This window comes from Sphingobacterium sp. UBA7038 (assembly GCF_002494055.1).
Classification (GTDB): Bacteria; Bacteroidota; Bacteroidia; order Sphingobacteriales; family Sphingobacteriaceae; genus Sphingobacterium; species Sphingobacterium multivorum.
This window is the reverse complement of record NZ_DLAV01000011.1, coordinates 129531-144868: the sequence shown is the minus strand read 5'-3', so window position 1 is coordinate 144868 and position 15338 is coordinate 129531. Positions and strand designations below refer to the sequence as shown.

At 41.0% G+C, this 15338-nt stretch carries 8 protein-coding genes; 4 read left to right on the top strand and 4 right to left on the bottom strand.

What is annotated here, in order from left to right; all coding sequences use genetic code 11:
• Nucleotides 1-384 precede the first annotated feature (384 nt).
• Nucleotides 385-3198, top strand: a complete 2814-nt coding sequence (locus tag B3H30_RS05050) for a PAS domain S-box protein (RefSeq protein WP_286710237.1) — start codon at nucleotides 385-387, stop codon at nucleotides 3196-3198.
• Nucleotides 3199-3425: 227 nt separating this feature from the next.
• The gene (locus tag B3H30_RS05045; protein ID WP_070566866.1) at nucleotides 3426-4160 is read left to right on the top strand and encodes an SDR family NAD(P)-dependent oxidoreductase; all 735 of its coding nucleotides are present in this window, start codon (nucleotides 3426-3428) and stop codon (nucleotides 4158-4160) included.
• A gap of 175 nt (nucleotides 4161-4335) precedes the next feature.
• Here B3H30_RS05045 and B3H30_RS05040 read toward each other — a convergent pair whose 3' ends face one another.
• Both B3H30_RS05040 and B3H30_RS05035 read right to left on the bottom strand, forming a co-directional pair.
• Nucleotides 4336-5415 carry a fatty acid desaturase gene (locus B3H30_RS05040; RefSeq protein ID WP_239468819.1) on the bottom strand — a complete coding sequence of 360 codons (1080 nt, stop codon included), beginning with the start codon at nucleotides 5413-5415 and terminating at the stop codon, nucleotides 4336-4338.
• Between the two features lie 264 nt (nucleotides 5416-5679).
• Complete coding sequence (locus tag B3H30_RS05035) at nucleotides 5680-7086, bottom strand: hypothetical protein (RefSeq protein WP_070566864.1); 1407 nt, start codon at nucleotides 7084-7086, stop codon at nucleotides 5680-5682.
• Between the two features lie 125 nt (nucleotides 7087-7211).
• Between B3H30_RS05035 and B3H30_RS05030 the strand changes: the two genes are divergently transcribed.
• A complete protein-coding gene (locus B3H30_RS05030; RefSeq protein ID WP_070566861.1) occupies nucleotides 7212-8510 on the top strand; it encodes a hypothetical protein in 1299 nt (432 codons plus the stop codon).
• 20 nt (nucleotides 8511-8530) lie between these two features.
• Nucleotides 8531-9628 carry a TlpA disulfide reductase family protein gene (locus B3H30_RS05025; RefSeq protein WP_286775145.1) on the top strand — a complete coding sequence of 366 codons (1098 nt, stop codon included), beginning with the start codon at nucleotides 8531-8533 and terminating at the stop codon, nucleotides 9626-9628.
• 89 nt (nucleotides 9629-9717) lie between these two features.
• Here the strand turns inward: B3H30_RS05025 and B3H30_RS05020 are convergent, their stop codons facing one another.
• Nucleotides 9718-10866: an efflux RND transporter periplasmic adaptor subunit gene (locus tag B3H30_RS05020; RefSeq protein WP_070566857.1), complete on the bottom strand. Its 1149-nt coding sequence runs from the start codon at nucleotides 10864-10866 to the stop codon at nucleotides 9718-9720.
• 2 nt (nucleotides 10867-10868) lie between these two features.
• Nucleotides 10869-15212 (bottom strand): CusA/CzcA family heavy metal efflux RND transporter, encoded by a 4344-nt coding sequence (locus B3H30_RS05015; protein ID WP_070566855.1) that lies wholly within the window; start codon nucleotides 15210-15212, stop codon nucleotides 10869-10871.
• Nucleotides 15213-15338: the final 126 nt, after the last annotated feature.

Here is a 15338-nt window from a genome sequence, read left to right as displayed (position 1 = left end):
GGAAAGCTTGGATTTCATAAATTCTTTTTTTTTAAAATATATTTTTGGCATTGAAAAACCGATATAATCTTCTCCCTTTTGGGAACCGAAGGCAGCACGGCGCTTATTATCGGTGATCTTTTAATCTAATAGTTTGTTTTTTATTTAAAACTATTTTAATACAGCGGTGTTCATGATTATATTTTATCATGCTATTACCGCTGGTTTTCTACTTTTTACGATAGACTAAGAAAAGTTAAAACCAAATCGATATTAATTGGGCATTGGAATGATTCAAATCAATCGTTAAAGATTAGTGAAATATTATTTGTACGTTAGCGCATGCTATACATTTGGACCTATAAAGACTTCGAAGATAAAATTATTAACAATACAGGCTTTTGAATGAACGCTAAATTATCGCCAAAGAATGAATCAGATCGGATACGCGTGTTGCATGAATACGAAATTTTAAACACAGCAGCCGAGGAAGAGTTTGACCGCATTACGAAAATTGCATCACTAGTCTGCGGTACACCCATCTCATTGATTTCACTAGTGGATAAGGATATGCAGTGGTTTAAATCGCGGGTTGGCTTGGAGATAGACGAAACAACGCGCGATGTTTCTTTTTGCCAATATACGCTGGAAGAAGATCAGCTGATGGAAGTTGAGGACGCCAAAAAAGACGATCGCTTCAAATCGAATGAACTCGTTACCTTAGAACCAAACATTCGCTATTATGCTGGATTACCATTAATCGATCCCAACGGATATGCCTTAGGGGCCTTATGTGTTATTGATCGTGTTCCAAGGCAGCTCGATCAGCATCAAAAAGAGATCCTAACCCTTCTTCGGGATGAGGTTGTCGCGCTTATTGTCAACAGAAAAGAAAAAGAAAAGTATAAAGAAAGTGAACAAAAACTGAAAGCATTTTTCGATAACTCTCAGGGACTTATGTGTACGCATGATCTGAAGGGCAATTTTATAGCCGTCAATGAAGCTGGAGCCAAGACTTTGGGCTATACACGGGAGGAGATTCAGTTACGATCACTTTTTGATATTGTCCCATCGGAGGGGCACAAGAATTTACAGGACTATCTGGGCGCAATTGTTCAACGCGGAACAATCAAAGGAGAAATGCGAACCTTGACACGCTCGGGTGAGACGCGTACCTGGATGTTTAATAATATTTTGCAGACCAATGGGAACAAAATACCCTATGTGATTGGCAATGCCGTGGATATTACGGAACAGCATTTTCTAGAAAAGGAACTGAAGCATGCCCAAGCAACATTGATGCGGACTGGAAGGGTAGCTAGAATTGGAGGCTGGGAATATACGCCTGCTGATGGGAAGATTGTTTGGTCCGAAATTACGCGAGAAATTCATGAAGTACCCGAAGACTATGAACCAGAGCTAACAACTGCGTTACAGTTCTATAAAGCGGGATCAAGTAGGAATAAAATACGGACTGCCATTGAACATGCACTCGCTACGGGAGAAGCTTGGGATTTGGAGCTTGAGATTGTCACCTTCGCTGGTCATGAAATGTGGATACGTGCATTGGGAAATGCTGATTTTGAAAATGGCCATTGCGTTCGTTTATACGGTACCTTTCAGGATATTGATAAGCGTAAACGCATCGAAGCAGAGTCTTCGAATTCAAAAAAACTGCTTTCAGAAGTATTGGATGCAACCTCCGCTGTAGCTATTATCGCGACCGATACGACTGGTGTAGTCACATTGTTTAATACAGGAGCGGAAAACCTTTTGGGATACCGCAGTGAAGAGGTCATTGGGAAATTGGGGCTTGAACATTTTCATTTGAAAGAGGAGCTCGTGTTGAGAGCTAAGGAACTGGAAGTTGAATTAGGACGTTCGGTAGATAAACTTCGTTTCTTTGTAGATATGGCAGAGCTGCATGGTGCTGAACAGCGAGAGTGGACCTATTGTCGAAAAGATGGATCTAGATTGTATGTTTCCTTAGCCGTTACATTTATTCGGGATATTAACGAAAATGTTATCGGTTATCTTGCGATTGCAACTGATATTAGCCGGATTATTCATCAACGGGAAGAGCTGGAAAAGGCGAAATTAGTAGCTGAACAGGCAAGTGCAGCAAAATCACAATTTTTGGCAAATATGAGCCATGAGCTTCGTACACCTTTGAATGGGATTGTTGGCTTTACCGATTTGTTGCTTGGGACAGCACTTGAAGATACTCAAAGGGAATATCTGAGTATCGTTGATCAATCAGCCAATTTATTGCTTGGAATTGTAAACGACATTCTAGATTTCTCCAAAATTGAGGCTGGCAAACTAGAACTGGACGTTGAACAGACGGATCTTCAGGACTTGGTTATTCAACTGACAAACTTTCTCAATATGCAGATCAAAGCCAAAAATTTAGAGTTTTATCTGAATATCGCGGCCGATGTGCCACATTATATTTGGGTTGATGCCCTCCGTATCAAGCAAGTATTGATGAATTTATTGAGCAACGCCACAAAATTTACCGAGAAGGGAACCGTTGAACTCAGCATTACAGTAGAATCACATGATGCCACCCAGGCTGTTCTGTGCTTTAGCGTCAAAGATACAGGCATAGGTATCAAAGAGGACAATGTGGAACGGATATTTGATGCATTCACACAGGAAGATAACTCGATGACTAAACGTTATGGGGGAACTGGCCTTGGACTAACAATATCGAATAAATTGCTTAAAATGATGGGCAGTGAATTGAAATTGGAGAGTACCTTTGGTGCCGGTAGTCGTTTCTTTTTCACTATTAATGTTCCCGCCGTTTGGGAAATTAATGCGTGGGATGAATTAAAAAAAATAAAGGATGTACTAATTGTTGCAGAGGAAGAGTCGGAGCGAAATGATTTGGATCGGATGTTATCGTTAAAGAAGATTAATACCGTGCATGCAAAAACTGGATTTGAGGTATTACAGATATTAAAAAAGGGACATCATTTTGATGCAATTTTGATCGATCATCAATTGCCTATCATCAGCGGTATTGAAACGATACAGAATATTCGTGAAAAAAATTTCGATAACAATACTGAGCCGACCATTATTCCTATTTTTAGTTCGAATCAGCAGGATATAGAACAGCTATGTCATTCCGTGGCCATAAGTAGATGGTTAGTCAAACCCTTTACGCCGGAGGAGCTGTATACAGCTTTAGTAAAGGTGAACGTTTCTTAGTTTGAAGTAAGCTCTCAAAGTTGCATGAGCCGTATTTACGACCTAAGTTATCCAATTATGCACAGTTAATAGGTTCTCTTGATAGGGAGATGATGAAGTGTCTGATTTCCTTTGAATATGATTTTTTTGATTTCTAGCGTATCAAGAGCATGTTTATTATCGCAAGTTTCGGATTTTACAGCATTATCTTTCTGGATAGCTTTGTGTTGGATAATAAATAAAACACCATGCAAATTTTTAAAGATAAAGTCATCCTGATTACAGGGGCTAATAGGGGGATAGGAAAGTCACTGGTAAGTGCATTGCTCAATAACGGTGCAGGGAAGATATATGCAACCTGCCGGGATTTAAAAAATATGCCAGCATTCAACGATCATCGAATCGTACCGCTGCAACTAGACATTACCGATGTTAAACAAGTAGAAATGAGTGCGCTAGCAGCCCCAGATACTGAGATTCTGATTAACAATGCAGGAACCTTAAATCCAGGGAATATGCTACAAGGAGAAGTATTGGCTATGGAAAATGATCTGAAGGTAAATTATTTTGGAACAATAAACATGATGCGTGCATTTGCTCCAATTCTGATAAAGAATAGGCCATCTATCATGATCAACATTGTTTCGATTGCCGCCTATTCGCCTTTACCTTCTATTGCTGGGTACGCTGCTTCCAAAGCAGCACTTTATTCTGCTACACAATCTGTTCGAATTGAACTGGCTAAAAGGGATGTGACAGTATATGCTGTTAATCCGGGAGCAATTGATACCGATATGAACAAGGGAAGTGATTGGGATATGCCAGACCCAGATCGTATCGCAATAAAGATAGTAGAAAGTGTCGCAGCCGGAAACCTCGATATAGTCCCGGATGAAATGGGACAAGGTATGTATGCCGCATGGCGAGAAGAGCCTGCGAAATTATCAAAAATATTTTCTGATCTCTATCATCAAGAAAATTAGATGTTCACTATTGTTCGGCGCTATCGATGTTTATGAGTAGCGCCGAACAGTATGCTGACGATCAAAGAAGACGCTGTCTCCAAAGTCGATTTTACAATTCGGATCCAAATAAAATTTGAAACTTTATTACATTAAATGGAAAAGGACCAAGATCGCTTCGAAATGCAACGATTGACTATTCTTTTGATTTTAGGTATGGGATACGATATAGTTCATCAAATCTTTTCTTATCATCCCGATAGCTGCTGACGGCTCCAAATTTATGCATCATTTTAATATAGCACCATGCGAGATCTATCTGATAAGGCTTAAAGCCACTCCGCGCACTCTTTGGATATAAATGGTGGTTGTTGTGCCATTCGCCTGCTACAATGCCAGGCCATAACTGGTTTATGGATTTGTCTCTCTCATTGAAATCGATACCTTCACGTTGTTTGTCTTCACCTTTTGCATGCCCTTCATAGTTGAATGTGCGCACACCGACTGCCCAAAAGCCGGCGGCTCCAAAGAGTGTACAGGCAAGTGCGTGACCACCGATTAAATAAAAGGCGGCATACCAAAAAGCCCAGTTTAATATCCAGGATCCTATTGCATGTGAAGGATTGACGTACGACCCCCACTTTTGATATTGCGCATAACTATTAGCTGTTACACCCGTGTGTCGCATAAGCAATTTGACGCGGTTATAGGAATTTTCCGTAAGGTTCTTAGCAATAGGCTGGTGATTTACATCGGCTAAAAAACAGTATAGAAAGCCAGCTTGGGCATTATAGGGATCACCCGGTTTATCGGATTTTGCGTGGTGAACATGATGTGAAATAACATATATTTCTTCGGGAATTACATTGATGGTCAAATTCTGCGTGAAAAAACGCCAGAAACCGTTGCGGAATTTAAATGCGCCGTGTGTCGCAAATCGATGATGCCATATCGTTCCATGGGTCCCCATAACGATCATACTGTACAGGAACGCGGCTAACACAGTCCACCAACTGAAATGGTAAACCAAAAAGAGGATAAAAAAGGGGATGAGGCAAGCTACTTTTAACCAGCTAAAAAAGGGTAACCAATTTCGTTTATCCTTAAAAATATTAAGGCGTTTGAAGAATTCAGTGAAAATTTCTTTTTTGCTTGGCTTTACGAGATTTCCATCGGCGTCTTTCCATCCGTAGGTTGGAACTTGCAGGACATGGTCTAAAAAGGGCATTTGTGGTTGATGTAAATTATAATTTTTGCTAAAGGTATCATATTCCATGGTTAAAAAGTGTTAATGTTAAAAGTTTAACATATCCTTAAGATGTATCAAGCAATTCGAGAAGGATGAAATAGCTTGCTGGAAGATATAATATTAATAAGCAAAGGCATCACGATTAATGCTTATTTTACCATAAAGTGATACGGAATTTAAAGGGAGTTTATAGCTATTCATCCGAATGAGGTCCCTATAAGGTCCGTATGAAGTCCCTATAAGGTCCCTGTTATTATTAAAGTTTTAAGGGCCATATTCTAACACTTTATACTATTGTTCTTTAATGAATTTCATCTCAAACTCATTCTCTTTTCTTACGACTTGTTTTAGGTCAGGCGTAAATTGAAGTTCTATTCCAAGCCCCATTTTGAAGAGATCATTTCCAAGATAATCGAGCGCTACATTTTCTTGACTGGGGGCCTCTAAAATAAGCATACTGTCTTTCTGTACAAAGGTGAGCTTAAATGCGGGCGATATCTCGGCAGCATAGGTGCCCAAATAGCGCTCGATGTGTTCGATAGCCCGTTTTTTTACCTCATAAGGTTCTATGGCGGTAATATTTTCCATATTTTCTAAACGTGCCATCAATCCCCAGCCATAAAAATCATTGGATATTCCAATGAGCAATTGGTTTTCACCTTTTTTAAGTTTTAAGCGGCTATTCCCGTTCTGTACAGATATCCTTCCGTCGGGATACCTTTTCATATTCTGCCTAAAGATATTTTTGTCTGTGTAGGTAATCTGATCATTTAGGTAAAGCCATATTTCATCTGAGAATCCAAGCTGGAGATTAGCTAATGTAGGTTCTTGTGCTGTAATAATAGTTTTTAGCCATATTATCCGACGCTTTTCGGCACTACCGAAGCGTCTTGTAAGGTTTACCAATCCATACCGCTCGGTTGCTATTTTTTCCGTGAAGGCTTCGTCTTTCGGCAGGTCACGAAAAGTAGTTGGTTCTCGCCCTTCTTCCAAAGTCGTGGGTTGGGTTATCGACCAACTTCGGATATAATTGGCCTCATGTCGGGTCAGGTCCACACCTTCGGCTTGCGGTAGGTTCTCAATTTCATTAGGTTTAATCTCGATATTACTGATGTATGCATCGCCGTCGAAGGCAATGCTTCCAGTATTTTCTCGTCCCTCGAGTTTTGGTACGGTCAATCTCAAGCTGTTATTGACAAAAACCTGCATTTGCACACCTGATATGACGAGTTTAATATGATTCCATTCTTCTGTTTTAGCAGCCGCAGGTGCCTGATATTGGGGATAGATGTCCCACATGTTGACACCGTCTAAGATGGGACAGTACTGAATGCCTTCATTAGCGAATGGATGAGCCATTTTAGGAACTCGGAGATAGACAATCTCCTGTTCTTTTTCATTTTTTCGATGAAAATAAATGGCGCTGGCGAACTCTGTTTTTGAAGGTATCACATCATACTCGATGGTTCCGTCTTTAAAAATTAAGTCTTTAATCACGACTGGACCAGATGCTGGAGCGATTTTCATTGCTTTACGACCTTTAAAGTTTAGAAAATCAACTTTTCCGTGCTGGAAGGACCATTGTTCTGCGTTTAATGGAATGCTCTTGCTTATTGATGCTTTGCTATTTTTTTCTTGAGTATAACTTTGTAATAGAATGACCCATATGAAGGCTAGTGTCAAAAATATCTTTTTCATGTTAATTAAATTTTTGATAAATTTAACGGATAGACCTTATTTCAACTCGCTCAACCTTGCGGCAAGTTTATTCAAGTTTGTTCAAGCAGATTGTTTGTTTTTAAAATGTTGATATATAATAAATTATGGTTAAGTTGAGTGATCCCGAATTGTTTCTGCATCTTAAGAATTCCATTGAAAATCAACTTGAATGGGGGGAAACAGCTCATTGGAGTACAGCTGATTTTGAAAAACTTTCGGACAAGATACAGGAGAAAACGGGAGTAATACTTAGTGTTTCTACGTTGAAGCGGATTTTTGGTAGGATTGATTACCAGAGCAAACCAGCCCTCACGACATTAAATACATTGGCGCGCTACGTTGATCATGAGGACTGGCGGGCTTTTCGGAATGCTTATGCACAGAAATATATACCGCAGGAGCAGGCATTGCATAAATCCGCTTTTGAACCAAAGGTGAAGAAAAGAAAACAGCACGGTCCTATATTTATTATCGCTATTTCATCTGTTTTCGTCCTTGTCTTGGTCGGACTTTTCGGTAATAGGTTTATTCCAAATAAGAAGCCTATTAATAATAGTGCCTTCCACTTCTCGTCGAAGACAATGCTGACAGAAGGCTTGCCAAATTCGGTCGTTTTTAATTACGATGCTTCTGCTGCAAATGAAAACGATTCGGTATTTATTGCACAAAGTTGGGACACCAGCCGTAAGATACAGGTGGATAGAAAGGGCAAACACCATTCTGCGATTTATTATTATCCAGGTTACTTTAGAGCTAAACTGATTATTGGGAATAAAATTGTTCGAGAACATGATATACAGATTAAAACCAATGGCTGGCTAGGATTAGTAGAAGCAGCCTCGGGAAAGGAGCCTTTGTATTTCAAAAAAACTGAAATCGTGTTACCCCATGAAACTGCCATTACTCAGGAATTGTTGAATAGCTATAACGTCGACCTCCTCCCTGATGCTCCACTGGTAAGACTTTACAATCAAAAGGATATGACAGGAGTTATGACCGACAACTTTAGTTTTGAAACAGACATCAAAACAGGAGCGAGCAATAATGGTAATAATTGCCAGCGTGTGGAAGTACTCTTACAGGCTAAAAACGATATCATCATTGTACCTTTAGTAAATACAGCCTGTATCGGTGACATAGCTCTTACAGCTGGTGGCTTTTATACGGATAGCAAACAAGATGACCTCAGTGGATTTGGCTGCGATCTTTCCAAGTGGACCAAGCTTAAAATAGTTTGTAAAAATCAGCAGGTTAAATTTTGGATCAATGATAAACCTACATACACTACGATGATTAAAAATGCACCAACTGAAATAGTTGGTTTGCAATATCGTTTTAAAGGGGCAGGTTTTGTTAGAAATACCCGTTTAAGTGGGTCGGAGAGGAAGGATATTAGTTTTTGATAGGTAAACCAATTATGCATATGATGATACTAAAAAAGATATTTCCTTTTTTATTTTTCTTACCGCTAGCTTGCTTGGCTCAGCAAGAAAAAGGAAAGCCTTTCGAAATACAATTTGATATCTCGGGACTTTCCAATGGCGCAAAGCTTCAATTGAATAGCTTCCAGGAAGGTGGTCGGTCCTATGACGTCATACTTAAGGATGGAAAATGTGCCATAAAAGGAACTCTAGAGGAGCCTTCTTTATATGTACTAACGGCAAAGCCCAATTTGAGGGCAGTCATCTGGATTGAACCGGCTCGCATGAAGATATTAGGCGATAGTTTACATTTTTCGGATATAGCGGTGCTGAATTCCAGATCACAGGCTGATGCCATCCCAATCAATAGGCAACTGGATCCCATGTGGAAAGGAGCAGCTGAGCTTGACCGAAAAATTGAAATTGAAACCGATTCGGTCCAACTGGTGGAGTTGAAAATAGCATCGGACCATTATTATCGGTCCATCAGACAGTTGAGAGTCCACAATATTTTTGATAAAACACCGTCTTATCCACTTATGCAGGAACTCTATTTCTTAAGGACATCATTGACAAGAGATTCCTTGCAGTTGGCTTTTGATAGGTTCTCTCAGAATATGAAAAAAAGTAGAACAGGACGGTTCTTAAAGGAATTTCTCCAAGCAAAGGAACTTAGAAGAGGGGATCTGGCTCCAGCTTTTATTGTCAAAGACCTTAATAATAATGATGTGAATTTGACTGATTTTCGGGGAAAGATTGTTGTTCTCGATTTTTGGGCTGCTTGGTGTGTGCCTTGTAGAAAAAGTAATAAGAAGCTACCGATGTTGTATGCTAAATATAAAAAACGAGGTCTAGAGATCCTATCTTTTAACCTAGACACAAATAGGGAGATTTGGAAGAAAGCAGCGGTCGAAGACGGCATATCCTGGACCAATGTGGGCGATCAGCAAGCGCTGAATAGCAAAACAGCAATTAACTATCGGGTGCAGGGATTACCAAAGGTTTATATCATTGATCGAAATGGTTTTATCATGGATACCGGAGGATCTGGGGTGGACCTAGAACGTACTATAAAAGAATCTCTCGATCCTTTGCTTTAAGATCCAGTATAAAAAATAGAGTAGGAGCCGAGGGGGAGGTTATGACCTTTCCTAAATGCAGGAAAGGTCTTTCTCCAATGACGTATGTTTTATTCTTCTGATGTGTTCTTTAGTTGCATTAGGAGCGTGTAGGCATTTTTGCTAACGATTTTCTTCCCTTCAAAATCGCGGTAATTCAATACCTTCACTAGCCCTTTTTGAGGCTCCTCAACTGCTATTTCCGCCAGGCGATAATTGCTGTTTCCTTCCGATATGAATACATAATTTTTTCCTTCAAAGTCTACGATACTTTCTTCAGGCAGAGCGTGCCCCAACGTAGCCGTTGTTTGTATTTCAGCATTCATGTATACACCAGGTATCATATTCTGATCATATTTGTCCAAATGACAATGCACATCTGTCATGCCGGAGGGATCGACATCTTTGCCGATCAAATGGATTTTTCCATTGTACTTTTTACTTGGGTTAGCATTGGAGTACGCCAATAGAAGCTGTCCAGGGCGAAGCTGTTCAAGATCCTTTTCATAGACTTTGAGGTTCAGATGGATATCCGTTGGATTGATCAATTCGAAGAGGATATCTGAAGGATTCACATATTTCCCGATGTTGACATTAACCTTGCTCACATAGCCATCTATAGTGCTGTATACGGGAGCACTTTTTCGAATATTTTCAGCAGAAACTGTACTGGGCTGAATATGTATGAGCTCTAGCTGTTTTGCAATGGCATTCATTATAATCTGTTGACTGTTCATTTCGGCCTGAGCTTGCTGCATTACTTTATCGCTACTCGCCTGATTCTGGTTGAGTTCCTTTTGACGTCTGAAGTCAAGCTGGGCAAAATGTAACTTTGATTGGGCCGAGAGATAATCTTGCTGAAGCTGCACAAACTGTGGATTTTCCACAACTGCTATAACATCTCCTTTTGAAACCTTCATACCAGGAAGCAGCTTGGTACTTTTTAAGTATCCTCCTAAAGGAATGCTTACCGACACGAAGTTTTGAGGCGGAACATCTATTTTTCCATTGACTTTTAAGATGTTGGTTATCGGTTCGTCCGCAAGCGTTACTATTTCTAAATGCACATTTCGCAACTGGGCATCTGTTAGGGAAACCAGGTTTTCGTCTTTGGGGCCTGGTGGCGTGGAGGCTGCACTTTCCGTATTTCGATGACAAGAAATACAGAGTACAGCCAACACATAAACCATATAGTGGGATAAAAGATTTTTCGTTTTCATTTTTATCGATTTATCATAATGTAATGAAGCAGAATGGCATTTTCATTGAGCTGCCACAACGCATCCGTATAATTACTTTTCAGTGAGATTGCTTGGTTGACCAAAGTGACAAATTCGAGATAATCTATGGCGCCGTTTGAGAATTTTTTCTGTACGGTTTCAAAGACTATTTCAGCATTCTTGAGTCCTTCGGTTTCATATTGATCGACAATATCAAGACTGGTCTGATAGCGTTGAGAAAGCTCTTGTACTCTTTTTTTAAGCTCAAATTGTGCATTTTGCAATTCGTCGCTGGCGATGGTTTCCGCTAGACGTGCAGTCTCGATCCGAGCTCTCTGTCCTTTGGAAAATAACGGTACGGCAACACCTAACTGTACAGAATGGAATCGCGGACTTGCGTCGTAGGTCCTGTTATCTGGACCGGTACCTTTAAAACTATTTAGATTATAGCCTAATAGCAACTCGGGGAGCAATTTAGATTTTTCAACCCTTGTTGCTTGTTCCGAGACTATTTTTTCTTGTTCCAATACCTTGAGCAAAGGATGATCGGTTATTGATAACTGACGAAATTCGATCTTTTCCATAGAACTTAGGGTGTAGGTCTCTTCCGTATTTAGCAGCCACTGGAATTGCAATTGAAGTACCTTTATCTCATCACGTACCTGTCTTAATTGGATCGTGATAGCTGCTTTTTGATTCTTCGCGGTTACACTTTCAAGGGCATCACTTTCACCTGCTTTTTGACGTAGAATGGTTTTGTCGAGAAAGCTGCTATACAATGACAGTGCTTTAGTCAAAAGCTGTTCCTTTTGTTGCCAATACAGTATGTTGTAATAGGTAAGACTGACAGCCTTTTTAAGCTCAAACTCTTTGAGAGAGACTTGTAGTTGACTTCTTTTCCATTCTTCGGTATAGCGGGCCCGTTGCCTTTTGTAGACCGCAGGAAAACCAAAACGTTGACTGATACTGACCTTTGTATCCTGATAGGCGCTATTGATCTGGCCATAATCCAAACTGATATCCATCTGCGGAATATCGGCAGTGGATGACCCTATTAGCGCTTTGGCATAGGCAGCTCTTAGTTTTTCAATTTTTATGTTATGGTTGTTTTGGAGAGCGAGTTCAATAGATTGATCCAAAGTAACAACAGTCTGTGCTGTTGAATTGTTTGTTGTTAAAAAAATAAATGCAATCAAAAGAGGTGCAACATGTCGTCCTTTTAATTTATTGAGTTTAAATCCCCGTTCTATAGTTACATAAAGCAAAGGGAGAACGAATAATGTTAATAACGTTGCTATAAGCAGGCCACCAATGACAACAGTTGCCAATGGGCGTTGTACCTCAGCTCCAGCGCCATTGCTCAGTGCCATGGGGATAAAGCCCAGTGAGGCAACCGATGCGGTCATCAAAACGGGGCGCAAACGATTTTCTCCGCCATCGACAACAATGCGTACAATATTGCGGATGCCACTTTTTTGAAGCCTGTTAAATTCGGAGATCAATACGATACCATTGAGGACAGCCACGCCAAATAAGGCTATAAATCCAACCCCGGCACTGATACTAAAAGGCATTCCCCTTAGTGCCAACAGGAAAACCCCACCTATAATCGATAATGGGATAGCACTATAGATCAATAAACTTTCTTTAACAGATTTAAACGCAAGGAATAGAAGTATAAAGATTAAGGCTAAAGCAATAGGGACAGCAATCAGGAGGCGTTGTTTGGCATTATTGAGATTTTCAAAAGAACCGCCATATTTGATGGAGTATCCTGTTGGAAGTTTGATTTCCTTATCAATTTTAGCTTGTAGTTCATGGACGATACTTTGTACGTCGCGGTCTTTGATATTAAATCCGACGACAATCCGGCGTTGTGCGTTTTCACGTTGGATCTGATTTGGCCCTTGCTCAATGGCCACACGTGCCAATTGGGAAAGTGGAATTTGGTTGCCCGTAGGCGTGGGGATTAAAAGGTTACGGATATCGGTAATATTCTTTCGGTCCTTGGCGGCTAGGCGGACGACCATGTCAAAGCGTTTCTCTCCTTCGAATACCAGACCTGTACTCTGTCCAGCAAAAGCAGCATTTATGGTTCTATTTACGTCAGCAATGGAGAGTCGATGCTGGGCGATCATTGGACGGTTATAGGTTATGACGACTTGTGGAAGTCCGCCAATAGGTTCGACGTAAAGATTTTGGGCTCCTTGGACCGTTTCAATGATTTTACCTATTTGCTGAGCATGTAAGGCCAGAGAATCGAGGTTGTCTCCAAATATTTTGAGGACAACATCTTGCCGCGCCCCCGTCATCAGTTCGTTGAACCGCATTTGGACGGGGTACTGAAAGCCGGCCGTAATACCGGGTACATCCGTCAAGGCCATACTCATTTTTGAAGCAAGTTCTGGAAATGTATGGGCCGAAGTCCATTCTTTTTTGTCTTTTAGGATAACCATCATGTCTGATGCTTCCATTGGCATAGGATCGGTTGGCACCTCGCCGCTGCCAATTTTGGTGACTACTTTTTCGACCTCAGGAAATCTGCTTTTCAGAATATGGGCAGCCTTTTGAGTGCTTTCAATAGTCGTAGTCAGGTTACTGCCTGGAAGAACCCGCGTGTCGACCGCAAAATCTCCCTCCTCTAGTGAAGGAATAAATTCCCCGCCGAGGTGACTTAGTGTAACTACGGCAAGTATAAAAAGCGAGATAACCAATGCAAGAATAGTCTTTGGAAGTCGGAGTACTTTGAGTAATACATGGACATAAAATTTTTCAAGTCTTTTCATCAGCCGATCCGAAAGCGAAGGTTTGCTATTTCTCGCACGGAGTAATATTGAACTCATCATCGGTATATAGGTGAGCGATAACAGGAACGCGCCTAATAAAGCAAACGCGACTGTTTCGGCCATGGGTTTGAACATTTTGCCTTCGATTCCTTCCAATGTTAAGATGGGGAGGTAAACGATCAGGATAATGATCTGTCCAAAAACAGCACTGTTCATCATACGACCGGCAGATGCTGTCACCATATCATCCATTTCAGAAGCGGGCACCTTGAGCAATTCTTTGAATCGTTGCTGCTGCATAAGCTGATGCATCACAGACTCGACAATAATGACAGCCCCATCAATGATTAATCCGAAATCGAGTGCACCGAGACTCATCAGGTTACCACTCACTCCAAAGAGGTTCATCATGCAGATTGCAAATAGCATGGCTAAGGGAATGACGGAGGCTACGAGCAATCCAGCCCGTATATTGCCTAGGAAGAGTACTAGTACAAAGACGACAATTAATGCTCCTTCCAAGAGATTTGTCTGTACCGTACTGATGGCATTATTGACCATTTTGGTACGATCAAGAAAAGGTTCAATAAGGACACCTTTAGGCAATGTTTTTCGGATTTCCTCTACCTTGGCCTTTACATCTGCAATGACTTGGCTGCTATTGGCGCCTTTTAACATCATCACGACGGCTCCAGCAACTTCACCATTGTCGTTGTAGGTCATCGCGCCATAGCGGGTTGCATAGCCAGGTTGTACTTGAGCAATGTCCCGAATGAAAATCGGCAGGTCGTTTTGCTTACCCGCAATCGCAATATTTTGGATGTCGTCAATGTTACCGACCAGTCCTTCGCTTCGGATATAAAGGACTGTTGGTCCTTTCTCAATGTATGCGCCGCCGGTGTTTTGGTTATTGGCATTTAGTGCGTCAAAGACATCGTTGATTGTAATCCCATAGGCATTGAGTCTGTCAGGGCTGACAGCGATCTCATATTGTTTCAGCTTTCCTCCGAAACTACTGACTTCAGCTACGCCTTTGACGCCTAGCAGCTGCCTTCTGACAATCCAATCTTGGATAGTACGCAGTTCGGTTACATTATACTTGTGCTCGTATCCCGACTGGGGTCGAACGACATATTGATAAATTTCTCCAAGACCTGTAGAAATAGGGCCCAGCTGGGGAGAACCTATGCCTGGAGGAATTTCTTGCTGTACCTGTTGCAGACGTTCAGCGACTTGTTGCCGGGCCCAATAGACATCAATGTTGCCATCGAAGACAATGGTTACAAGGGATAGCCCAAATCGCGAAAAACTCCGGATTTCCTGTAATCCAGAAATATTACTGTTGGCCTGTTCGATTGGAAAGGTGATTAATCGTTCAATATCCGTTGCACCAAAAGAAGGGGCAATAGTGATGACCTGCACCTGATTGTTGGTAATATCAGGTACAGCATCAATAGGAAGTTTGGTCACCTGATATGTGCCTATCCCGATTAATGCCAACATCAGTAGTGCTACAATGAGTTTGTTCTTTACAGAGAACTCAATGATTTTCGTAAGCATAATAAATAGATTCTGTTAAATCGTAAAATAATAGCGGGAGACTTCAGCCAAGCATAGAATCGCAGCGATAAAAAAGGATGCAATTGTGACATGACAAAACTTAAACTTTTACTGACGTGAAAGTTA